Annotated in this window: 20 protein-coding genes; 16 read left to right on the top strand and 4 right to left on the bottom strand. The window is 40.7% G+C overall.

Annotated elements, in window-relative coordinates:
- Nucleotides 1–2: 2 nt before the first annotated feature.
- From hisD to AN390_RS09575, 10 genes are all read left to right on the top strand, one after another.
- Nucleotides 3–1,304: a histidinol dehydrogenase gene (gene hisD, locus AN390_RS09620; protein ID WP_055019036.1), complete on the top strand. Its 1,302-nt coding sequence runs from the start codon at nucleotides 3–5 to the stop codon at nucleotides 1,302–1,304.
- Complete coding sequence (gene hisC / locus AN390_RS09615; protein WP_055254149.1) at nucleotides 1,294–2,403, top strand: histidinol-phosphate transaminase; 1,110 nt, start codon at nucleotides 1,294–1,296, stop codon at nucleotides 2,401–2,403. Before hisD ends, hisC begins: the two co-directional genes overlap by 11 nt.
- The gene (gene hisB, locus AN390_RS09610; protein ID WP_024031732.1) at nucleotides 2,400–3,461 is read left to right on the top strand and encodes a bifunctional histidinol-phosphatase/imidazoleglycerol-phosphate dehydratase HisB; all 1,062 of its coding nucleotides are present in this window, start codon (nucleotides 2,400–2,402) and stop codon (nucleotides 3,459–3,461) included. Before hisC ends, hisB begins: the two co-directional genes overlap by 4 nt.
- Nucleotides 3,458–4,048 carry an imidazole glycerol phosphate synthase subunit HisH gene (hisH, locus tag AN390_RS09605; protein ID WP_004586382.1) on the top strand — a complete coding sequence of 197 codons (591 nt, stop codon included), beginning with the start codon at nucleotides 3,458–3,460 and terminating at the stop codon, nucleotides 4,046–4,048. The genes hisB and hisH overlap by 4 nt, the downstream gene beginning before the upstream one ends.
- A 33-nt stretch (nucleotides 4,049–4,081) precedes the next feature.
- Entirely contained in the window at nucleotides 4,082–4,816 is a 735-nt protein-coding gene (locus AN390_RS09600) for a 1-(5-phosphoribosyl)-5-[(5-phosphoribosylamino)methylideneamino] imidazole-4-carboxamide isomerase (RefSeq protein ID WP_055254146.1), read from the top strand.
- Nucleotides 4,798–5,577: an imidazole glycerol phosphate synthase subunit HisF gene (hisF, locus tag AN390_RS09595; protein ID WP_055254144.1), complete on the top strand. Its 780-nt coding sequence runs from the start codon at nucleotides 4,798–4,800 to the stop codon at nucleotides 5,575–5,577. Before AN390_RS09600 ends, hisF begins: the two co-directional genes overlap by 19 nt.
- Nucleotides 5,568–6,182, top strand: a complete 615-nt coding sequence (gene hisIE / locus AN390_RS09590) for a bifunctional phosphoribosyl-AMP cyclohydrolase/phosphoribosyl-ATP diphosphatase HisIE (RefSeq protein ID WP_029772961.1) — start codon at nucleotides 5,568–5,570, stop codon at nucleotides 6,180–6,182. The genes hisF and hisIE overlap by 10 nt, the downstream gene beginning before the upstream one ends.
- Nucleotides 6,183–6,305: 123 nt before the next feature.
- Complete coding sequence (locus AN390_RS09585; RefSeq protein WP_055254143.1) at nucleotides 6,306–6,800, top strand: lipoprotein; 495 nt, start codon at nucleotides 6,306–6,308, stop codon at nucleotides 6,798–6,800.
- Entirely contained in the window at nucleotides 6,801–6,986 is a 186-nt protein-coding gene (locus tag AN390_RS09580; protein WP_024031736.1) for a DUF1289 domain-containing protein, read from the top strand.
- 63 nt (nucleotides 6,987–7,049) lie between these two features.
- Entirely contained in the window at nucleotides 7,050–7,856 is an 807-nt protein-coding gene (locus AN390_RS09575) for a glycosyltransferase family 25 protein (protein WP_055254141.1), read from the top strand.
- 8 nt (nucleotides 7,857–7,864) lie between these two features.
- On the opposite strand, the gene AN390_RS09570 is transcribed toward AN390_RS09575, so the two are convergent.
- The 3 genes from AN390_RS09570 to AN390_RS09560 all read right to left on the bottom strand — a co-directional run bounded on the left by AN390_RS09570 (nucleotide 7,865) and on the right by AN390_RS09560 (nucleotide 13,457).
- Nucleotides 7,865–9,136: an O-acetylhomoserine aminocarboxypropyltransferase/cysteine synthase family protein gene (locus tag AN390_RS09570; protein WP_024031738.1), complete on the bottom strand. Its 1,272-nt coding sequence runs from the start codon at nucleotides 9,134–9,136 to the stop codon at nucleotides 7,865–7,867.
- Nucleotides 9,137–9,451: 315 nt separating this feature from the next.
- Nucleotides 9,452–11,524, bottom strand: coding sequence for a bifunctional diguanylate cyclase/phosphodiesterase (locus AN390_RS09565; protein ID WP_055254139.1), 2,073 nt, complete (start codon nucleotides 11,522–11,524; stop codon nucleotides 9,452–9,454).
- A 142-nt stretch (nucleotides 11,525–11,666) separates the two neighbouring features.
- Nucleotides 11,667–13,457, bottom strand: coding sequence for a M61 family metallopeptidase (locus AN390_RS09560; RefSeq protein WP_055254137.1), 1,791 nt, complete (start codon nucleotides 13,455–13,457; stop codon nucleotides 11,667–11,669).
- Nucleotides 13,458–13,660: 203 nt separating this feature from the next.
- Here AN390_RS09560 and AN390_RS09555 point away from each other — a divergent pair, with 203 nt between their 5' ends.
- The 6 genes from AN390_RS09555 (at nucleotide 13,661) to AN390_RS09530 (ending at nucleotide 20,751) form a co-directional block, all read left to right on the top strand.
- Entirely contained in the window at nucleotides 13,661–15,196 is a 1,536-nt protein-coding gene (locus AN390_RS09555; protein WP_055254135.1) for a GGDEF domain-containing protein, read from the top strand.
- Nucleotides 15,197–15,275: 79 nt separating this feature from the next.
- The gene (ppnN, locus tag AN390_RS09550) at nucleotides 15,276–16,619 is read left to right on the top strand and encodes a nucleotide 5'-monophosphate nucleosidase PpnN (protein WP_055254133.1); all 1,344 of its coding nucleotides are present in this window, start codon (nucleotides 15,276–15,278) and stop codon (nucleotides 16,617–16,619) included.
- A gap of 10 nt (nucleotides 16,620–16,629) precedes the next feature.
- Nucleotides 16,630–17,403 carry a flap endonuclease Xni gene (gene xni / locus AN390_RS09545; protein ID WP_055254131.1) on the top strand — a complete coding sequence of 258 codons (774 nt, stop codon included), beginning with the start codon at nucleotides 16,630–16,632 and terminating at the stop codon, nucleotides 17,401–17,403.
- A 69-nt stretch (nucleotides 17,404–17,472) separates the two neighbouring features.
- Complete coding sequence (locus AN390_RS09540; protein ID WP_004586398.1) at nucleotides 17,473–17,859, top strand: DUF3192 domain-containing protein; 387 nt, start codon at nucleotides 17,473–17,475, stop codon at nucleotides 17,857–17,859.
- Nucleotides 17,860–17,865: 6 nt separating this feature from the next.
- Nucleotides 17,866–19,554, top strand: a complete 1,689-nt coding sequence (locus tag AN390_RS09535; protein WP_055254129.1) for a hypothetical protein — start codon at nucleotides 17,866–17,868, stop codon at nucleotides 19,552–19,554.
- 189 nt (nucleotides 19,555–19,743) lie between these two features.
- A complete protein-coding gene (locus AN390_RS09530; protein WP_004586400.1) occupies nucleotides 19,744–20,751 on the top strand; it encodes an isocitrate dehydrogenase in 1,008 nt (335 codons plus the stop codon).
- Between the two features lie 204 nt (nucleotides 20,752–20,955).
- On the opposite strand, the gene AN390_RS09525 is transcribed toward AN390_RS09530, so the two are convergent.
- The gene (locus AN390_RS09525; RefSeq protein WP_055254126.1) at nucleotides 20,956–23,955 is read right to left on the bottom strand and encodes an immune inhibitor A domain-containing protein; all 3,000 of its coding nucleotides are present in this window, start codon (nucleotides 23,953–23,955) and stop codon (nucleotides 20,956–20,958) included.
- Nucleotides 23,956–24,133 lie beyond the last annotated feature (178 nt).

Below are 24,133 nucleotides of genomic sequence, written 5' to 3'. Positions count from 1 at the left end.
CCATGCTTCGTTGGAATGAGGAATCTTCACAAGTACAAGCAGCGGCGCTAATGCGCCCTGCGGTTTCTGCCAGCGCAAAGGTTGAAGCTATATGCCAAACAATTATGAGCGATGTGAAAGAGCAAGGTGATAAAGCCTTACTTGATATGGCTAAAAAGTTTGATAATAGAGCTAACCCTCGTTTACGTGTACCGCTTGATGAAATAAACGCATCAGAGCAAGCACTAAGCGCAGAGCTTAAATACGCAATTGACACCGCTTATGCAAACGTTAAACGTTTTCACGAAGCGCAATTGCCTAAAGATATTAAGTTATCAACCCAACCTGGCGTTGAATGTGAACTGAAATATCAGGCCATCGAAGCTGTGGGTATTTATGTACCAGGTGGCAGTGCTCCACTGCCATCATCGGTTATTATGCAAGGTGTACTTGCACAATTAAGTGGTGCTAAAACCGTCGTACTTGCCACCCCTGTACAAGGTGATGAAAGCATTAACCCTGCGATATTATATGCGGCTAAGTTATGTGGCATTACAACTTTAATTGAAAGTGGTGGCGCAGGTGCTATAGCCGCAATGGCTTACGGCACCGAATCAGTGCCTAAAGTGAACAAAATTTTTGGCCCAGGTAATAGCTTTGTAACGATGGCAAAGCAGCTTGTTGCGCAAACAATTCCTGGAATGGCAATCGATATGCCAGCAGGCCCCTCTGAAGTATTAGTGATTGCAGATGAGCGTGCAAACCCAGAATTTATAGCGGCAGATTTACTCTCGCAAGCTGAGCACGGCGCAGACTCGCAAGTTATTTTATTGTGTAACAGCGAAAGTATCATTGAGCAAACACAGCAGGCACTTACACGCCAGCTTGCTAAGTTAAGCCGCAAAGATACAGCCGAGCAAGCTCTGGCTAATTCATCACTTATTTTAGTCGACTCTGTTGAGCAAGCATTTGACGTATCAGCGCAATATGGCCCTGAGCACTTAATTTTGCAATTAGCAGATTCAACACCTTACTTAGATAAAGTAAAAAATGCAGGCTCGGTATTTGTTGGCGACTACACGCCAGAATCAGCGGGCGATTACGCATCGGGTACTAACCACGTGTTACCTACCTACGGTTACAGCGCAACCTATTCAAGCTTAAACTTGCTTGATTTTTTCCGCACTTACACAGTACAAACTATAAGTAAAAGTGGCCTAACACAGCTGTCAAAAGCTATTTTGCCACTAGCAGATGCAGAAGGCCTTGATGCACACGCAAATGCGGTTTCAATTCGTTTAGAGGCAATTAAAAATGAGCAATGAGAGCGCACAAGCGACTAGCTTATTACCACAAAATATTGCAGCACTTGCTGCCTATAGCTCTGCTAAAAGTGAAAAGCTAACAGGGTCAACGTGGTTAAATGCCAATGAAAGCCCGTACGCTAAAAATATTGAACTGAGTATTGAAGATTTAAATCGCTACCCAGATCCACAACCGCAACTGGTTATTGACCGCTATGCTGCGTATGCAGAGCTTGAAAGCGAAAACGTATTAATGACGCGCGGCGCCGATGAAGGCATTGAGCTTTTAGTACGTACCTACTGCGAACCTGCAAAAGACAGTATCGCGTTATTTTTGCCAACCTACGGTATGTACAAAGTAACCGCTGATACGCACAACGTTGCAATCAATGGCTTAACCCAAGCGTTATTACTTGATGGCAGTGTTGATGAAATAGTTGAGGCAGTGGGCAGCTCAAAATTGGTGTTTATTTGTAATCCAAATAACCCAACCGGTAGCATAACCCCCCTTGAAAAAGTAAAAGCAATTGCAACAGCGCTTGCCGGTAAAGCTTTAGTTATTGTTGATGAAGCCTACATTGAGTTTTGCCCTGAGCAAAGTGCTACAGCGCTGATTAACGAATATAGTAATGTAGTGGTACTGCGCACTTTATCTAAAGCGTTTGCGCTTGCAGGGCTAAGAACCGGTTTTACACTTGCACAAGAAAGTGTACTTGCACCTATTCGTAAAGTGATTGCGCCGTATCCGGTATCGGGTGTGGTAGCAAGTATTGCAGCACAAGCCATAGCGCCTGATGCAATAACATCAATGCGCCGACAAGTGACTATTTTAAATAGTTTAAAAGCTAAGCTTGTACAGTGGTTAAACGCATCCCCAGCTGCATTAAAAATTCTCACTGGTGAAGGTAACTTTGTTACCTTAAAATTAGCCGACAAAAACTACTTTAAAGTAGCACTTGAACAAGGTTTAGTGATGCGCGCGTTTACCCTATACGGTGAAGACGATTGGCTACGTATCTCCATTGGTAATGAGCAAGAACTTGAGCAAGTAAAAATTTGGTTAGATGGCCTTGATAAGCCAGCAACCTCACCTCTTTTATCAGGACAAGAAGTATCATGAGTAACCCCTATTTATTTATTGACCGTGACGGCACCATAATTGAAGAGCCAATCACCGACAAACAGGTAGACAGCCTAGAAAAATTAGCGTTTTTACCTGGTGTTATCCCGGCTTTATTACAATTACAAGCCGCAGGGTACCGCTTAGTAATGGTATCTAACCAAGATGGCTTAGGCACAGACAGCTTCCCGACTGCTGACTTTGATATAGCACAAGATAAAATGATGGACATACTGCAAAGCCAAGGCATTAGCTTTGACGAAGTATTGATTTGTCCACACTTTGACGAGCAAAACTGTGATTGCCGTAAACCTAAAACAGGTTTATTAACTGAACTTATGCGCTCAGGCAAAGTTGATTTAGCACGTTCATATGTAATTGGCGATCGCCAAACCGATATTGGCCTTGCTCAAAACTTATGTTGTGAAGGCATTTTGTATGATGGCAGCTGGCCTGCCATTGTTACAAAGCTTACAACTGCCAACCGTGAAGGCCGTGTTACGCGTAACACCAAAGAAACCCAAATTGATGTAGCCATAAACCTAGATCAAACTAAAAACGGTAGCATTGAAACAGGCCTTGGCTTTTTTGATCATATGCTTGATCAAATTCGCACCCACGCCAACATTGGTTTAAACATTAAAGCGAAAGGCGATTTACACATAGATGAGCACCACCTTGTTGAAGACATAGGTATTGCCCTAGGTGTCGCGCTTAAACAAGCGCTTGGCACTAAATCGCAAATAGCGCGCTATGGTTTTGCACTGCCAATGGATGAGTGTAAAGCAGAGGCACAAATTGACTTATCGGGCCGCGCTTCATTTGTATTAAACGCTAACTTTAGCCGTGAAAAAGCCGGCGATTTAGACGTACAAATGGTTGAGCACTTTTTCAAAAGCTTAAGCGATAATGCCGCTATTAGCCTTATTTTATCGGTGAGCGACGGTAACTGTCATCACCAAGTAGAAGGCTTATTTAAAGCGTTTTCACGTGCCCTTCGTATGGCAGTAGCACAAGACACGACCCAACAAACAGCCAGCTCTAAGGGATGTTTATGATTGCCATAATTAATACCGGGTGTGCCAATATAAATTCAGTTCGTTTTGCCTTTGAACGCTTAGGTCAAACGCCAACAGTCATTACCTCGCCAGAGCAATTAGCCGGCTTTGAGCGTGCTATATTACCAGGCGTTGGACATGCATCTGTTGCCATGAAGCGTTTAGTAGATAACGGCTGGCAACAAGCTATAAACGAATACCAGCGCCCACTTATGGGTATTTGCTTAGGTATGCAGTTACTGTGCGAAAGCACCGAAGAAGGTAACGTACAATGCTTAGGTAAAATACCAGGCCAAGTAAAAGCCCTTGATGTTGGCAATTTAACATCGCCGCATATGGGTTGGAATAACTTAAGCGTAAATAAAGAACATGCACTCACCAAAGGCTTAACACAAGACGAGCAAGTGTACTTTGTACATAGCTTTGCGCACACCGTAAACGATGCAACACTTGTAAGCGGCGAATACGGCCAAACCTTTTCAGCCATTGTTGCAAAAGACAACTACGCTGGCATGCAATTTCACCCAGAGCGCAGTGCAAAAGTAGGCACACGTTTATTACAAAATTTTGTTGATTGGCAGTTATAAACGGCCCATTAACCAACAATAAAGAGATTATTTGTGATTATTCCAGCATTAGACGTATTACAAAATCAAATTGTTCGTTTATACCAAGGTAAGTACGACACCGCTCAGTTTTACCCTTTTGAGCTTGGCGCACGGTTAAAAGAATACGCCGACAGCGGCGCAGGTAAATTGCACCTTGTAGATTTAGAAGGCGCACGCGATCCAAGTAAAAAACAGTGGCAACATATTCAAGCCGCAACTAAAGCGCTTAACGTACCGTATCAAGTGGGCGGCGGTATTCGCTCAGAGCAAGATGTAAGCGATTGGCTAAAAGCCGGTGCTAACCAAGTTGTTATTGGTTCTATGGCGGTAGAAAAACGCGAGCAAGTAAAAGCCTGGATTGAACAATTTGGCGCCGAGCACTTTGTTATTGCCCTTGATGTAAATAAAACAGCCACGGGCTGGGCTCCTGCTACGCACGGTTGGTTGAGCGAATCTGAGTTTGGTTTACTTGAGCTTGTAGATTTTTATGTAAGCTTGGGCGTTATTGACTTTTTATGTACGGACATCAGTAAAGATGGCACCATGACTGGCCCATCGTTTGAGCTTTACGAAGATTTAAGTCGCCATAACAGCAGCATTAAAGTGCAAGCTTCGGGTGGCGTAAGCTCACTTGATGACATTAAAAAGCTTAAAGAGCTGGGCGTAGGTGGCGTTATTTTAGGTAAGTCACTACTTGATGGCGCATTTAGTGTTGAGGAGGCGTTGGCATGTTATCAAAACGCATAATCCCGTGTTTAGATGTAAAAGACGGCCAAGTAGTAAAAGGCGTTAAATTCAAAGGCCACGAAATAGTTGGCGATATTTTAACAATGGCAAAAGCCTACAGCGATGCCGGCGCCGATGAACTGGTTTTTTATGAAATAAGCGCAAGCGTTGAAAAACGCCTACTTGATGTAAATTGGGTAGAGAGCATTGCCCGCCACATCGATATTCCATTTTGTGTGGCTGGCGGTATTAAATCGGTAGCCGATGCAGCACGTGTACTAGAGCGTGGCGCTGACAAAATAAGTATTAACAGCCCCGCTATTGCCCGCCCTGAGCTTATAAAAGAGCTACACGATGAATTTGGTAAGCAATGTGTTGTTGTAGGTATTGATAGCTTTTACGATGAAGTGACCGGTGAATACTTAGTGTATCAATTAACCGGCGATCCTAATGCATCAAGCCGAACACGTTACAAAACCGAAGAATGGGTTAAACGCGTACAAGACTTAGGCGCAGGCGAAATTGTTTTAAACTGTATGAACCAAGATGGCGTACGTAATGGGTACGACAATGAGCAGCTGAGTAAAATGCGCGCATTATGTAATATTCCTTTAATCGCATCAGGCGGTGCAGGCAGTATGCAAGATTTTGTTGATGTGTTTAAACAAAGCGAAGTCGATGGCGCATTGGCAGCAAGCGTTTTTCACAAAAATGTGATTAACATTAGCGAATTAAAACAATTTTTAACCGATAACCAAGTGGCAGCAAGACTATGCAAGTAACACAACAAAACCAAACTCAAGTAGATTTTGCTAAAAGCGAAATGATCCCTGCGATTGTTCAAGATGCTCGCTCTGGTGTTATTTTAATGCAAGGCTTTATGAACAGCGAAGCACTAAAGGTAACGCTTGAAAGTAATAAAGTAACCTTTTACTCGCGTTCAAAGTCACGTTTATGGACCAAAGGTGAGTCATCAGAAAACTACTTAAACGTAGTATCTGTTCATACCGATTGTGACTACGACTCAATTTTAGTACTGGCTAATCCAGAAGGCCCAACATGTCACTTAGGCACACAAAGCTGCTTTGGTGATGATGCAAAACCTAGCCTAAGCTTTTTAGCGCAATTAGAAGATGTGATTGTTGAGCGTAAAAACGACGACCCAACAAAAAGCTACACAGCTTCATTGTTTGCTAAAGACTTAAGCCGTAGCTGTCAAAAAGTAGGTGAAGAAGGCGTAGAAGTAGCGCTTGCTGCAATGAAACACGATAACGATGAGCTTACTAATGAATCGGCTGATTTAATTTATCATCTTACTGTATTGCTACAACGCCAAGGCTTAGCTCTTGAAGACGTTGTAAAATGCCTACAAGGTCGTCATAAATAATACAGCTGCTTTATTTTAGCGCATTTACAGGCCCATATTTTATGGGCCTTTTTACGTTATGGTATTTATTTTTTTACATAGGTTGCGTATGGTGCAGCTTATCTAATTCTTTTAGCGTTGCTTATGAATAAATCAATTATCACAGCCTTATCCTTATTGGTACTAACAGGCTGTGTAAGCCAAAAAGCCCCTGCGCCTAAAATAGTAAAAACGCAAAACGCATGTAGCCCACTAAACACATTACTTAGTGCGCACACTAACGGCTTTAATGCAGTAAAAGCAAATAAAGTGGGAAATGATTTTATAAACCAGTGGCATGCTAATACTCATTTTATAGGTAATACCTGCACCATTACTCAACATAATAAGCAGTTTAGTTATCAATGCACGAGTGAAAACAAACAAGCCGATGCCACAAATCTACATATACAAACAGTGGATAAAATACGTCAATGCGTAGCGTCACAAGGCTGGTACGAAAATACGAAAGAGTCAGCAACCTCAATGAGTAGTAACTTTGTTTTGGATGAAGCTCACCCAGTTATCACCTTATTTACCTCTCAAAGCAGAATGCGCTATATTACCCGTTTTGAAATTGCTCCACCGCTAGGAAATTAAATGCAAAAACCCACACACTCAAACACTAAGTTAAAAACAGACTGTTTAGGCATATGTGAGCGCCGCAGCGGTTATTGCACTGGCTGCGGGCGAACTAATGAAGAAATATTTGATTGGATCATCCTCAGCCAAGAAGAAAAAAACGCCATTTTAGCGCAGCCGCGAGCTGACTTAAAAAAGCCATAAATTTGCCACTTGCGTGTAACAGCCCCCCTTTAGTATTGCTAAAAACGGTAGGGGGTGAACATCATGGCAGCATTATTTGTAATAAACTTAGCGCGCTCCGCGCAGCGACTCGCAAATACTCAAACGCAACTGGCACGTGTTAACTTGCCATTTGAACGGATTGACGCCGTAGATGGCTCACAATTGAGTACACAACAAAAGTTCCTACATTACAGCCCGCAATTGAATAAACAGCAGTATCACTATCCGCTAAGTAATGGCCAAATTGGCTGCTATTTAAGCCACCGTAAAGCATGGCAAAAAATAGTTGATGAAAAACTAGATTACGCGATTGTGCTCGAGGATGACTTTTATATTGATGACAGCATTCATAATGCGATAAAAAATATTGAGCAGCTACAGCAGCCCTGGCAGCTTATTAAACTCGCCGCTTATGAAAACCGAACTCGCCCTATTGCCTATCAGCAAAACCTAAATAACCACCAGCAATTAGTCATACATAAAAAGCTAATGACTGGCTGTTGTGCTACGGCAATAAGCTATGAAGGGGCTAAGCAATTACTTAAAGCCACAGCTCAATTTGGCCGCCCTGTAGATTGCGACTTACAGCATATTTGGGAAACCCACGTAAATGGTTTTTCGCTTATGCCATACCCTGTTTCGCAAAATACAGACATACAGAGCGATATTGCAAGCTGCGCTACTAAAACCAAGGTTAAAAAAGCTTTTTTTAAACGTAAGTTTCAACAATTACACAGCGGCGTTTTAAATAAACTTTATACAAATGCATTTATAAAACAAACCAAGCAAATTAAACCTAATAAAAAAGGCGCTACAAAAGCACCTTCTTTACTTACGCAAGGTTCTTAATTTTATAACTATGCTTTATCGAGCGCTTGGCTTACATCGGCAATAATATCGGCAATGTTTTCAATACCGACTGATAGGCGAATTAAATCACGGCTCACACCTGCGTTTGCAAGCTCTTCATCATTTAATTGGCGGTGCGTGGTTGACGCTGGGTGACAAGCCAGCGATTTAGCATCGCCAATATTAACTAAACGCAAGATCATATTAAGCGCATCAATAAAGCGCGTGCCTGCTTCAAGGCCGCCCGCGATACCAAAGCTTAAAATGCCTGAGGCTTTACCACTGGTGATTTTTTGGCTCATTGCATTATATGGGCTTGATGTTAAACCAGCGTAGTTAACCCAAAGTACTTTAGGGTGATTTTCTAAGTATTCAGCCAGTTGCTGCGCGTTTTCGCAGTGACGATCCATTCGTAAACCTAAGGTTTCTAGGCCAATTAAAATGTCAGATGCGTTTTTGGGCGCAAGTGCTGCACCGGTATTTCTAAGTGGCACTACTCTACAACGACCAATAAAGGCTGCTTCTGCAAAGGCATCGGTATAGACCACATTGTGATAAGACGGATCGGGCTCATTCATCATTGCAAAGCGTGTGGCATTGGCTTTCCAATCAAATTTACCTGAATCAACAATCATACCGCCAATAGCTGTACCGTGTCCGTTTATATACTTTGTCAGTGAATGAACCACTATATCGGCACCTAACTCAAATGGGCGGCATAAATACGGTGTAGCTACAGTATTATCAACAATAAGTGGCACCCCTTTACTATGAGCAATGTTAGCTAAACGCTCAATATCGACAATATTACCTGCCGGGTTACCAATGGACTCACAAAATACTGCGCGGGTATTATCATCAATTGCGTCTTCAAAGGCGCTAAAATCATCAGCTTTAATCATGCGTGCTTCAATACCTTGGCGCGGTAACGTATGGGCAAATAAGTTATATGTACCGCCATATACTTGGCTGGTGCTCACAATATTAGTGCCTACTTCACACAAGCATTGAATAGCATAGGTAATAGCTGCCATGCCCGAGGCTACCGCTAGCGCACCAATGCCCCCTTCCATTGCAGCAATACGCTGTTCAAGCACCGCATTGGTTGGGTTCATAATACGAGTATAAATATTGCCTGGTACTTTTAAGTCGAATAAATCAGCGCCGTGTTGCGTGTTATCAAACGTGTAAGATGAGGTATTATAAATAGGCACTGCTGCTGATTTTGTGGTTTCTTCAGACTCGTAACCATGGTGCAGTGCTAATGACTCTAATTTCATAATTATTTCCTTCAATATTGTGATGATTAAACCTAGCATTATTAGCTTATAAAATGCACATGAATTAAATTAATGAATTATGAGTGTCAGGGGTATTAAAGTTTGCGGGATGAGTTTTACTCAATCTAGTGGGTGTTTTATTTCACTACGTAGGTTTTGTTTTATCTAAATACCAAAGCAGTAGCAGTAAAGCCTTTAATATTAATGTGTAGCGTTATTTGGCTAAAGGGTTTAAATACTAAATGCGGTGGGCGGCTCAATTTACGCTATTTAAAGCTCACTGGCTTTTAAGGTTAACACTTATAATAAATGTACTTATAACGCTTTAAAATCAAGTAACTGCAACGCAGGCAGCGGTTTACTAAAGTAGTAACCTTGAATCAAATCGCAATTTAGCTCGGCTAGTAATTTTTGTTGTGCTGATGTTTCTACGCCTTCAGCTACCACACTTAAGCCTAAGCTATGCGACATTGCAATTGTGGCTTTAACTAAGCTGTAGTCTTCTTGGTTTTCGGTAATACCACAAATAAAGCTGCGATCTATTTTTAATACCTCAAACGGATATTGCCTTAAATAGCGAAGCGATGAGTAGCCTGTGCCAAAGTCATCCATGGATAGTTTAATACCGAGCTTATTAAGTGCATGCAATGACTCTGTTATATTGGTTTGTACGCTCATTAACACGCCTTCGGTTATTTCAAGCTCGACATTTTTAGAACTTACTCCGGTTTTTTCTAACGTGCTTGCTATAAAACTTAGCAGCTCTGAATCTCTAAATTGGCTTGGTGATAAATTAATTGCCATGCTGTAGTTTTGTTGAGAGCTTGCCTGCCACTGCGTTAAAAATGCTAATGCCTGCTCAATAACAAACTTTCCAATAGGAATAATTAAACCTGTTTGCTCTGCTAATGGAATAAACTCATCGGGCATAACCTTACCAAGCACACTATTGTTCCAGCGTAATAGCGCCTCAGCCCCAATTATTTTAAGTGTTTTAGCATCGCATTTAGGTTGGAAATACAATTCAAATTCATTTTTTTCAAGAGCAACATGCATCTGCTCTTCTATTGCTAACCGCCTCTTTATGGCGGTATTCATTTCGCTGGTAAAGCAGGCGTAGGTGTTTCTGCCAAGCGCTTTTGCTTGGTACATTGCTGTGTCTGCATGGCGTAATAAATCAGAGGCTGTTACCCCATTATCAGGGTACAAAGCCACGCCAATACTTAACGTTAATAACAATTCGCGGCCATCTATTTCAAAGGGAGTTCTAAAGCTTTTAAGTAAGCGTGTAACAATCGCATCTAGCTGTTTTTTACTGTGTAGCTCTGGTTGTAAAATAATGAATTCATCGCCCCCCAACCTGCCTACGGTCGCGTTTTCATTAACTATTTGGCTCAATTTATTAGCGGCGCTGATAAGTAATGAATCGCCAATTTCATGCCCGAGTGTGTCGTTTACTTTTTTAAAGTCATCTAAGTCGATAAAAATAACAGCGGCTAAAGTGTTTTTTTCGCTCGCAGTGTTAATTAGCTGAGTAAGTCGTTTTAAAGAATTAAAACGATTAGGGAGTAGCGTTAAGCTATCGTAATAGGCTTGTTTACGTATAAGTTTGTTTGACTCATGCTGCTCTGTTATGTCGCGAATTATCACCATTACTTGGTCTGAATGATGTAAATAACTCACTCGCGCTTCGAAATACAACACGCCTTTGGGTACTAAAAGTTCGTATTCAAAACATACATTACCTTTGTGAATTAACAGCTCTTGAATATTGTCTTTAAACATTTTGGCTACAGTATAGGGCAATACGCTAAACATCGATTTATTTAAAAATTGCTCAGGCTGTAAATGTAAGTTGCTCAAATCATTTGCATGGTAATCAACTATGGTGCCATCCGGTTTGAGTAAAAAGTACAAATCAGGAATGGCTTCAAATACTTTTTCGAGCATCTGCTGTTTATCCATAGCTTGCGCTTGTGCTTGTTTTACATCGCTCAAGTCTATGTCTATGCAGTACATCTGTTTTACCCCATGCTGATTTGTAAACATAACATGGCTTGAAAACACAGTAACATTGCTGCCATTTTGATGCTGTAATGTAAGCTCAGCCGCGGGTATTTCGATATCGTTTATGAGCCACTCACGATGAGCATCTATAACCGCATCTTGCATTGGGGGCGGAATAATTAAATCTTCTAGTTTTTTTCCGGTTGCGTACTCTTTTGTATAGCCATAAAGCAGCTCACTGCCTTTATTCCAATAAATAACGCGGCGCTGCTCATCGTATCCTTGCACAGAAATACTGTGTATCGCATCAAATAACTGATGCAGCGGATCGTTAAGCACAAATTGATGTGAGAGGATTTGAGTGGTTTTTAATGACTTCATTTATACGCAACCTAGAGTCGTTATTAACACAATAATAGGACGTACTCTTAAAATTAGCACTTTTAGGTTGGTTTTTAAGTGATATACCTTTGCATAAGATATAAAAAAGGAGCCAAAGCTCCTTTAATAAAACGCTATTATGTTAATCAGCTTGCACATTAATGGGGTGCTCTACCCCCATCCATGCTTTAAATAAGGCCCGTTGAGATAAAGTTGCATTTTTATCAGCAACCACCTTTTTAGGTTTATCATAATCTTGCGATAAAACGAGGGTTGTCGATTGGAGCGCATCGCGACGAATAAAATCGATAGTGACTTTTTCTCCCGCTTTAAATACTTCTAAGCTCGATTTTAAATCTTTTCCAACATGCTGCTTGTTAACCGCCACAATTTTATCGTCTGTTGTGAGGCCCGCCTGCCATGCTGCTCCGCCTCTGCGAACGTGGGTGAGCGTTAATAACTCACCGCTATTTTTTGCAGTTGCATCAATGCTTGCTAATGGCTTAGCGCTCTCAGGGCGAGTAAGCTTTAAGCCAACTTTACCTAATAAAGCATCAAAATCTATATTAGCTGGGGTGCTCACGTTATCGTGCCACCACGTTGTGTAGTCTTCACCTGTTAGGTCTTTTAATATTGCCAGTACATCTTGCTCAGTAAACCCTTGTGGTAACGTGTGCTTGTTGTATAAAGCATTGTGTACTTGGCGGTAATTAACTTTTGCCTGGGTTGTTTCTAATAAATGTATATCTAACAACATAGAAAGCAATGAGCCTTCTAAATATATATTGGTGCTGTAATTACGCGCGTGGTCGCCGCCTTGGTTTATCCATTTATCAAAGCTTGTTTCGCTGGCACTTTGTACTTCTCGACCTGGTGTTTGTAAGTGGCGATTAATTGTTTTACTCATCACTTTAAAAAACTCATCGGTGGTTTCTATGCCTGATCGCACTAATAGATGATCTTCAAAGTAGCTAGTAGAACCTTCCGAAATCCATAATAAATTTGAGTAGTTCATGTTGGTGTAATCATAAGGCGCCAGCCCTTTAGGGCGGTAAGCTTTTACATTCCAAGTATGAATAAATTCATGCGCGGCGGTACTTATAAAGCCTAAGTAGTCTTCGCGGCTACCAAAACGATTCCGTGGGCGCTGTATAATGGTTGAGTTTAAATGCTCAGTTGCCCCGCCAGCACCCGATGTAGCATGCACCATAAATACATAACGCTCATACGGGTAGCTATTCCAAATAACATTACCTGTGGTCACTAATTTTTTTAAATCAGTAAGCATTAGTTGCTCATCGTAGTTGCCTTCGCCCCATATAACTAACTCGTATTGGCGGCCATCTACTTCAAATTTATGAAGTTTGTTAATTCCTGTCTCTATTGGTGAGTCTACCAGTACATCGTAGTCTGCGGCTTTAAAACTGTGTTTATTACTCGCATTTTCCATACCTGATACAGAGCGCCACGCTTTTGGCACCTTTAAATCTACGGTAACTGGTTCTTGGCGAAACGATTCACTAAACATAAAAAAGCCAGATGCATCAATAAACGCATGGCTATCGTCTATGTGGCGTGCACGTTTACCTAACTCGTTTGCATATACTTGGTAATCAATATTCACGTGTGTTGGCTCAGCTAAATGCACTCGCCATATGCTGTGATTAATTTTTTCCCATTTTAATGCATTGCCATTGTCGTCTGTGGCCGCAAAGTAACGTACCCCATTGGCTAAGTTTAATATTTCGTAGCGACCAGTACGCCATGCAGGCAATTTAACATCGATATGCGATTGCGCCGACTTTGGAAACTCTACACTTACATTACCTAAATGATGTTGTGGCTGTGTAATACTTAAAGAATAATTTACATCGGCTAACGCAGGGGCTGCACAACAGGCCGCTAACATTGACAGGACTAAACGCTTTTTCATAATGGCTCAAGGTTACTTATTATTTGAAATAAGCCTAACAAGGCATAAATTAAAAGTGAATTAAAAACGACAAACAACCTAATAGCTCAGTTTACATGCAGGGTCTAAGTAAAAATGCTAAGTTTTTAATTAGATAACTACACTTAATATGATTTTGTTGTAAACTGAAGGTAATGTAATTAATACGATGGCGGTATGCTTAGGTGTCTGAAAACTCTAACGCTGTAGATAAAAAGTTAAAGCAAGCAATTGAAGCAAGGATAGCCATTGAAAATGCGCGTAAGCTCCAAGTTGATACTTTATCAAATCTAACTGCAAAACTGTCTTTAAGCTGTAAAGGGCTTGATATTGAGCTTGATAATAAACTCGCCAAATTTAGAAGTTCGCTAAATAAAGGTGTCGGGTTTGAAATATTATCCCCTTTAATTGATGACATTTTATTGTTACTTCAAAACCAAGAGGCGTTACAAACAGCCCATCAGCGAGAGCTGTTTTCGAGCGTACAAACAGCCGGTAAGCTTTTACAAAAAACCAAAGGGTTACCAGACGATACCCGCCGCACCTTAAGACATTTACTCGACCACGAAATTAATAATGTACAGTCTACGCACGACTACATCCCGATATTAAATCAGCTTATTAACTTTTATCACCATGCTTTGCATAGCAAGCTTTCAACCACGGATGAAACAAGTACCAATGCTTCTCCTCGTATGGCTAAAAAGCTGTTAGAGCTTGCTAATGAGCTGGTGTTAGAGGATGAATCGACTGAACAAATTAAACAAATAAAAAATACAATTACCGAAAACGATAATGTAGAAGCCCTGCTGCAAGCTGCTTTAAATATAATAAGCGTCGTGGTCAAAAATATCAGTAAAGAGCGCCAATCGGCACAAAGCTTTTTAGTCTCGCTTAACCAAACATTAGAAGAGTTGCACTCATCAATTGTATCTACCAGCCAGCACTCTAAATCAATGGGGGAAGAGTTCGATACACTAAATAAACGTATTGAAGGAAAAATAAAGCATTTAAACGAGCAAACCCAATCTGCTACGTCTATTTCCTCTTTAAAAGAATTAGTTGATAACGAGCTAAAATCACTCAGCCAAGACTTTATTGCTAAAGAGCAGCTAGAAAGAAAAGACCGCGAAACGCTGATTGCCAGCTTTGATGAAATTAACGAGCGAATCGGCAGCTTAGAAGGCAAACTAACCAAATATAAAAAACGCCTAAACGAGCAACGCTTTAAAAGTTTACTCGACAGCCTTACAAAACTTCCTAACAGAGCGGCTTTTGATGAACGTTACAATCACGAGCTTCACTTATTTAATGTCCAAGCCTCGGATGTTACCCTAGTGGTTATTGATGTGGATCACTTTAAGTCAATTAATGATAGATTTGGTCATACTGCAGGCGATATAACCTTACAAGTTATTGCAAAGGCGCTGCAAAAATCAGTAAGGCAGTCTGATTTTATAGCCCGCTACGGCGGAGAAGAGTTTGTTTTACTAATGCCTGGGCTTTCGTTGTTGAACGCAGCGCAGCCGCTTGAAAAACTTAGAAAAGTGATTAAAAATATTCCTTTTAAATTTAGAGAAAAAGAAATAGAAATCACCATTTCGTTAGGCGCTACACAATTTAAAAAAGGCGATACACCGCTCAAAGCATTCGACAGAGCAGATGACGCCCTCTATGAAGCAAAGAAAACGGGTCGGGATCGCCTTTGTATGAGTAAATAATGTCATAATTCTCAATTAGTTTGAGTGCTAAAGTAGATGACATGCAGTTTTTACATTTTAAGCAGCAAGGAGAATGCCGATGTTAATACAGTTAAACCCGACTGGGGTTTTAGATTTACTGTCACAATTGGAAGTTGATTTATTAGAGCAATCTTCAGCCAGTGAACGTTATCGACTTTTTAGAAACTGTGCCTTAGCCGTCCTTAACGTAGGCAGCCACACAGACGCAAGTAATGAAATTTACGACAAATACCAAGACTTTGATATTCGTTTAGTCAGTCGCGAGCGCGGCATTAAAATTGAGTTAGAAAACCCTCCCGAAACCGCCTTTGTTGATGGCGAAATAATTACCGGTATTCACGAGCATATTTTTTCGGTGATCCGCGATATTTTATTTATTTGCCAAAAATACGAAAAAGATCTTAAAGAACAAAAAGCCATTACCCACATGGTATTTGATATGCTTAGAAACGCCGGGGCGCTGCGCGTTAACAGCGAACCAAATATGATTGTGTGTTGGGGTGGGCATTCAATTAACGAAATAGAATATAAATATACAAAACAAGTAGGTTACGAGCTTGGCTTACGTGGTTTAAATATATGCACTGGCTGCGGCCCGGGGGCAATGAAAGGCCCGATGAAAGGTGCCACTATTGGCCATGCTAAACAACGTATTAGCGAAAACCGTTATCTTGGTTTGACCGAGCCTAGTATAATTGCCGCAGAGCCGCCAAACCCTATTGTAAATGAGCTGGTGATTTTACCCGACATTGAAAAGCGCCTTGAAGCATTTATTAGAACGGCGCATGCAATTATAATATTCCCAGGTGGTGCAGGTACTGCAGAAGAATTACTTTATTTATTAGGTATTTTGCTGCACCCAGATAACGAAAAACAGTGTATGCCTGTTATTTTAACCGGCCCTAAAGAAAGCGAAGCGTACTTTAGCGAGTTATGTAAGTTTGTAGAGCTGACATTAGGCAAAGAAGCCCTTGATAAGTTTGAAGTAATCATTGATGATCCAGCGCTAGTAGGGCAAAAATTAAAATCAGCTATGGCAAATGTACGTAATTATCGTAAAAGCCAAGGCGATGCCTACTACTTTAACTGGACACTTAAAATCGATAACGATTTTCAGCAACCTTTTGCACCTACGCACGAAAACATGGCAAGTTTAGATTTGCACCTAGAACAGCCCAAGCAGCAATTAGCAGCTAACCTACGTAGAGCGTTTTCGGGGATTGTTGCTGGCAATGTCAAAGATGAAGGCCTACGCGCTATAAAAGCACATGGACCTTATGTGTTAAGTGGTGAGCCTGATTTAATGAAAGATATGGATAAACTATTACAAGCCTTTGTAGACCAAGGTCGTATGAAGTTACCCGGTAGTAAGTATATCCCTTGTTATGAAATAAAAGCATGAGTTTGACTATTTGAAACCCCATTTACTTTTAATTGATGCGCTTAATTTAATTAGGCGCATTTACGCAGTTGACGCTAACCAAACACACCATAGTGAAGAGCAGATGCTAAAGGCCAGTTGCGCGCGCGTAGCACATGCTTGCAAAAAGCTTTTACAGTCAACAAATGCCACTCACGCTATAGCTGTTTTTGATGGCGACAAAAGCTGGCGCTACCACTTTTATAAGCAATATAAACATTCTAGGGCCCCCATGCCCGACACGCTTAAAAATGCGCTGCACTACTTTAAAGAAGCTATAGAGCAAACGGGCATCGTTGTATTTGAACCGATCAACGATGAAGCCGACGATATCATAGCCACCTTAGCCGACAAAGCTGCAAAAAATAAGATAAACAGTACCATTGTTTCTACCGATAAGGGTTTTTTACCTTTTTTGAACGACTATATTTGTGTGTACGATTACTTTAAAAAGACCTACCTAGATTGCGACAGCATTGAGCAACGTTTTGGTATTGAGCAAAGTAAACTTATTGATTTTTGGGCCTTAGCGGGTGATAAAACTAACGATGTACCCGGCGTTAAAGGCATAGGGACTAAATCGGCTCAGCTTATTGTAAATACCTACGAAAGCATTGATAGCGCCATAGAAGATGATGCCCTATCAAGCAGTATTCAAAAAAAGCTAGTTGAGCAAAAAGACATGTATGTTATTTCTAAACAATTAGTAACTTTACGTACAGATATACAGCTAGGTTTTAGTTTAAAGCAGTTAAGGTTGCATTAGTCGCATGTTGATAGCACTGTTTAAGCGTACAACATATACTCACTTTATTGTTGCGAGTGTGAGTTAAAAATGATTAAAAAGTTTATAAGATACTTAATATTAGGGTTAGGCTTGTATGCACTCATTGCGACTTTAGTGATCACCTTTTATAAAGATGACCCGCAAGCAATGATTTGGCAAGACCGTGAGGCCTTTAACGAGCGATACATAAGAAAGCTGTCAATTGATGAGGCGGTTACTTTAAACAGTGTACTCGATTATTTAGGAAGCCCCGATTTAACCTATGCCAAACGTAATAAAGACCAAGTATGGCAGATTGTTTTTTACCGTACTCAGCACCAAACTTCAGATGGCATAACCACGATGGATGAATGCACCGGCTTATTATTTAAAAATGGTGAGTTATTTTTATGGGGCCCCAGCGCCTATACAACTTATCAGGAAAAGATCAGGTGATGGCCAATGGATGAGCCTATTTCAAAACAGTTAGTGCGGTTACTGCATAACACACATCAAATACTAACAATTTATAGTGACAAAACGCAGTGGCAACATCTTTATCCGCTTGTTGTACAAACAGCCCAGCACTATCGCGTTTTGTATCAGCAACACCCGCACGCTTTACAAGCGCGTTTAAGCTTGTACACCAGCCACTACGACTTTGCTACAAACCTCGTTATTAACCAATGTGTTATTAGCACCGCACTGTGCGCTAGCCAGCAATTTGATGACGAACTAACCGAGCTTTATATTGGTGTTGCATTGGTAGAGCATTGCTGCGTTGTAGCGCAGCATAATAAAATTGCGCAGCAGCAAATGCTTACACTGAGCGATAAAAAAATATGGCGTTTTCGCCATCAGCTAGCAGCAAAAGTGTTGCTCAGTGCACAGCACCCTACTCAAAATAGCGTGCGTATGTTGGCTAAACTAAATAAGTATAAGCAAGCGTTACTAAGTACTAGCGACATAATGCTATATGACAATGCCATAACCTTGTGTGCATTAAGTAATATTATCGCGATGAACATCACCTATACATCGAAAAAGAACCCATTAAATTTTTACAAAGCTTTGGGTGAGTTGTATGTCAAAACAGCTAACCCATTTGCGCAAAGGTTAATTAAGGATTTAATAGCGCATATAGGCCCACACCTGCCAGGCAGTAAAATTGTTTACAGCGACCAAGCAATGGTTTACCTAGCAAGTGATGAGGCTAATAAGCATATACTAATTAATGCCAATAATGAGAAAAAACTGGCGTGGTACAAGGTTAAAACCTCACTTAAAGATCAACCAATGCAATGGCTATGTACTGATAAACGGGTATTATTTTTAGCCTGGAACAATGAGCACCTGGTACGTAAAGCCCCGGCGCAGATAAGTTCTAAGGCCGAATTAATAGCGTTAGTGAGTCATATAAAAGTAGCGCATGAATATAGTTTTAAAGGCTTAGATAAATTACTTTCCCCTTTTAGTGAAATAACACAAAAGCTCTGCCAAGCAGTCAGGCCCTATAACAATCAGCACCAAGCCGCCAAAGACTTACGCCATAGCTTGTCGATGGTCGGCTACGATAATGCACCGGCGATTATTCAGCGGGTTATATTTGAGCAATTAGTGGATACATCACATCATCCGCACAAACACATCGTACTGAATAAACTTAATAGCTTTATTAGTATTTTAGCTTTAATGGTAAGTAATAACCCAAAACAGCAATTTGAACATATAGCCTTGCCCATCTATGGTTACGTGCATTATTTATTAACCCATTGCAGTGCACAGCTCTGTGCAAAAGTAACCATAAGTAGCGTGCCTAACCAAACCTATAGTGCCCCATTAGCAGCCTTTTTTGGGGTGGAAACGATTAATAATGAACATTTAAATACAGAATTAACACAACTACTGAGTGATAATCCATGGACCAAGCCCCTACTCGATGCTGAACAACAACCTAAAAAAGAGCTAAACGAGCAGCATAAATTATGGATTAGTTTAAAGGTCGTGGCGCAAACTATTTTTAAACCCGCTCTGCCTTTAACGCCTTGGCAAAAACAAACTTTAAATGCGCAGCTAAAAGCACAAGGCTTTAAATCTGAGGATGATTTTTTTGCGCAACTGCAAGGCTTATCGCTATATAACAGCATTTAAGTCACTTATGCTGACTATAAGCACAGGTTATACCCTGTATTTATAGTATAAACTGGCAAAATGGGCGATAAGTTGGTATAAATGCGCCCTCAAAATATATCCACATACGTCACATAAATGACCTAACAAGCAGTTACTATTATTAGTAATAATTTATGTGCGTTTTTTATTCTTTTAAAGGAAAAGTCAATGGCCAAACAAACCATCACAGTGATCAAAGGCGACGGCATCGGTCCGAGCATTATCGACTCAGCACTTGAAATATTAAAAGCCGCAGGTTGCGATTTTGATTATGAATTTGTTGATGCAGGCCTAGCTGCACTAGAAAAAACTGGCGAGCTACTTCCTCAAGAAACAATTGATACAATCGCTAAAAACAAAATCACTCTTAAAGGTCCACTAACGACGCCGGTAGGTGAAGGTTTTACGTCTATTAACGTAACATTACGTAAGCAGTTTGGTTTATACGCAAACGTACGCCCTGTTAAATCTTTTGTTGGTACTAAAGCACGTTACGATGATATCGATATCATTACTATTCGTGAAAATACCCAAGGTATGTACTCAGGTTTAGGCCAAGTAGTAAGCGAAGACGGTAACGAAGCAGAAGCTAAATCTGTAATTACTCGCGAAGGCGCTGAGAAAATCATCACTTTTGCCTACGAGTTAGCAGTACGTGAAGGCCGTAAAAAAGTAACCGCAGTACACAAAGCAAATATCTTAAAATCTACCTCTGGCTTATTTTTAAAAGTTGCACGTGAAGTTGCTGAGCGTTACCCGCAAATTGAATCAACTGAAATGATTGTTGACGCAACATGTATGAAGCTAGTAATGACACCAGAAGAGTTTGACGTTGTAGTAACAACTAACTTATTTGGCGACATTTTATCTGACCTTTGTGCTGGCTTAGTTGGCGGTTTAGGTATGGCACCAGGTGCAAACATTGGTGAAGATGCTGCTATTTTTGAAGCCGTTCACGGAAGTGCACCAGATATTGCTGGCAAAAACCTAGCAAACCCTACTTCAGTAATTTTAGCGTCTATCCAAATGCTTGAGCACTTAGATATGGGCGACACGGCTGAGCGTATTCGTAGCGCAGTAGCTGATGTAATTAAATCTGGCGATCGCACAACACGTGACTTAGGCGGCAGCCACGGTACAACTGATTTCACTCAATCAGTAATCGACCGTTTATAATTTAACAAGGTTAATCTTGTTTTAAGCCTAAAAAGCCAGCATATTGCTGGCTTTTTTGTATTTTAACCTTTGCTGATAACATCACTTGGCATAACTACGCTATTTATTTTAAATAGAATTTTTAATGCAGCGAGCATCACCTTTTATACCACTGGTGTTAAGTTATTAGACATTTAAGTCGATTGGTATTACTTCACAAAATCATTAAACTTTATTGCTGGTACGCCGGTAAAATCCACTTATCACTAATAGCGCAATTAAATAACCTATTGCCCCACCACTTGATGACGATTCACTTTGCGCTTCTTGTACCGAGACTGTTAGCTCACTACTTATAACTTCATTGGTTTGACTGTCTGTGAGTACAAGTTTTACTGTATAACTACCTGCACCTTGGTAATTATGACTTGGGTTTTGCGTTATACCTAGTGGGCTGCTATCGCCATAATCCCAGCTATATGTATAATTACCAGATCCACCTAATGGTGAGCTATTAAATTGTACCGCTAAGTTATTTGCCGTATGGCGTGTACTTAATTGCAGCGGTGCATTAACACTCAAAGCATGCTGTTGGCTAACACTTATTCCTTGCGTATCAGTTACTATTAACGCGAGGGTATAATCTCCAGAGTAGCTAAATTGGTAATCTAGGTTTTCAGTTTGCGATACGGGTTCACCATCTATAAGCCAACTCATGTTGTAAGGTGCTTTACCGCCAGTTACGATTGCTTGAGCAGATAAAGTCGCACCGTTTAACTGATACGTTAAATTTTCAATTTCTAGCGGTTTTGTGATGGTAATTTGTTTAGTTTGTGTTTGCGTAGTCGTCTCACCCATTGCCGAAAAGGTAACGCTGTATGTGCCGTAATCGGCATAGGTATGTGTAGGACTTAGCTCAGTACTCGATTGCCCATCACCAAAGTCCCATAAAAATGTATCTGTGGGGGTTAACTTTAAACCGGCTACATTAAAGCTAACGGTTGCCTCGTTTACTGTTGTGGTTATTTGTTGTAGCGCATCATAGCTAAGCAAAAGCTCTGCTGTTTCACTTTCAGGGTGTTGGCTGACTATTTCAAAGTTAAACCCTTGGGGAGTAAGCACCACACCTGATTCAGCCTGCTGCGTAAAGCTGTAATCAAAATGATCATTAAACTCACTAATGGCAGCTAAGTCTTGATCGCCTAAACCTGCACTTTGCTGATATAAACTAAATGCAGCATCGCGTACTTGTATAGGTGTATCTGCAAGTGTGGTGCTACTTGTACCGCGATAAATTGGCTTTTGATCCGCATCAACCACTAAATTAAAACCACCCCCTGGGTGATCAGTTGTGTTGTTGTTATCAAATGCACTATTGCTATACCACAATAAAGCTCCCGGTGAATATTGCTCTGCTTGTAAGCCGGCATCCACACCTCTGTGCGCACGTAGCTGTATATAGTAGTGGGCTGGTTTAGCATAAATATAACTACTCACGCGGCTAAAACCATTTAACGCTAAGTTAATACTTGGCTGCTCTGCGTTATTTTGCCAAATCACAGTATTGTTGTTTGTTATTTTTAAATCATCGGCTACAAAACCATAATACTGTGTGTTTGTATCGGTAATATACTCAATACTTAATGTAATGGTTTGTCCTGCATATTGTGTTAAATCAAACTCATGCATTAAAAAACCATTAGGTTGCTGCGCATCTGCATGTAAAAACGAATCACCAGTTATATACGGGCCTATATCGCCATAATAAGGATTTGTCTCGATTGTATAATTACCAGCTAAAGGAGTTTGATTTACCTTTACTTGTACAAGGTCATAATCGCGCTCAATACTGTAGTAAGCTAAAAAGCTAAGAGTCAGTGGTGTAGCCGCCTCAGGTAAGGTCACGGTTTGTGAGAGCGTGTGTGTTAGGTTGTTACCTGTACCAGAGTAAAATTGAAAATCACCTTCAACCGGGGTTTTAAATTTTTCTAGCTGCTGCGCAAGTGTCACTTTAATTTGGCTTTGCTGCTGAGAAAGTGAGCTAGTATAAACTAGCGACTGCTGAGGCTGACTGCTCACTTCCTCCATGGTTAAATTAAGCTGGTTCACCCAATTGCCTTGGTATCTGTTTTGTAAATACTCAAGCGCCTGTGCACTAAACATAACGGGCTGTGAACCTCTAGGCCCACCAGCCCAGCTACCAGTAGACATTATTGACCAAGACGATACAGGCTCACCTACGGTATTTGACTGTAAATCGTACTCATCTGCTAAACCTAAGTCGTGACCAAATTCATGCGCAACGACACCTATGCTGGCATCTATTGGATTTATCGTATAACCCGATAACTTAACGCTACTACCCGCAATACTGACAGGTTCACTGTTTTCATCAAATACGTAGTAGCGGTGAGACCAAATTGCATCAACGCCTAAATAGCCTCCACCGGATTCTTCACCAATACTGGAATGAAAAACCATAACATGGTCGATAATGCCGTTTGGCTCGTTGATAATGCCATCGCCGTCAATATCATCTAAATCTGTTAAATCATATTGCGTTAAATCAATATCAAATTGTGCAGTGGCTTTTTCGACTGCTTCTTTTATCAGTGCGGGGGCATTTATATCGCGTGTGTTACCTACGCGCTCACCATAGGTTTTTGCATTACTATCTGCCCTAACCCACCCATATACTTGCCCGCTAAAAGTTAAGCTAGCGCCTGATGCGTCGTAATAATAATCGTATACGCTGCTAAGTGTTTCATTATTAGGGCCTACAAACCCACCCTCATTAAAAAGCAATTGTTGGTAATGCTCTTTTGTATAATTTTCGTAATACATATCGGTATCATCATCAACTAGCTGATTGTCATCGTGCTTTAAATCAGGAAAATCAATTAAGATAGCCAGTACTTTAACCTCATTTAGCGCGCTACTGGGGCTAGCCGCACTTGCATATTGCAGCTGCTTATTGGCTTGCTTAGCGCTTAAGCGGGCTTTCATGGTAGAAACAGGTTTTAACTGCGAAGGGTTAAGCCGTGCAGTATTCGCTAAGTAGCTTTCAACCGTTGGCTTGTTAGTGGTTTGTTGGGTATCAGCGCGTTTATTTAACCAATACTCTATTCTTTGTTTGTTAATAATACCTGGGTCATGCGCGCTGGTATTTGCTGCGTTAAGGTTTAGGCTGCAAAGAAATAAGCCAAGCCATATTATTTTTTTCACTGTATCTTCCCCAGATAAACTATTGCTCTATCATACCTAATATATGCATTAAGCACAGCGCTCAAATCACCTATTTACCCATTATGGTTACTCGGTAAAATTAGCATAATTTCTTCATATTTTTTATATAACTACAAATAGCGTGCAACTTTTTAGTATGAAAACAAATTAATTTGAA

The sequence above is a fragment of the Pseudoalteromonas sp. P1-11 genome (assembly GCF_001399995.1).
In the GTDB taxonomy this organism is placed as follows: domain Bacteria; phylum Pseudomonadota; class Gammaproteobacteria; order Enterobacterales; family Alteromonadaceae; genus Pseudoalteromonas; species Pseudoalteromonas atlantica.
The sequence above is the reverse complement of the archived record's forward strand: the minus strand, read 5'-3'. Positions and strand labels throughout refer to the sequence as shown.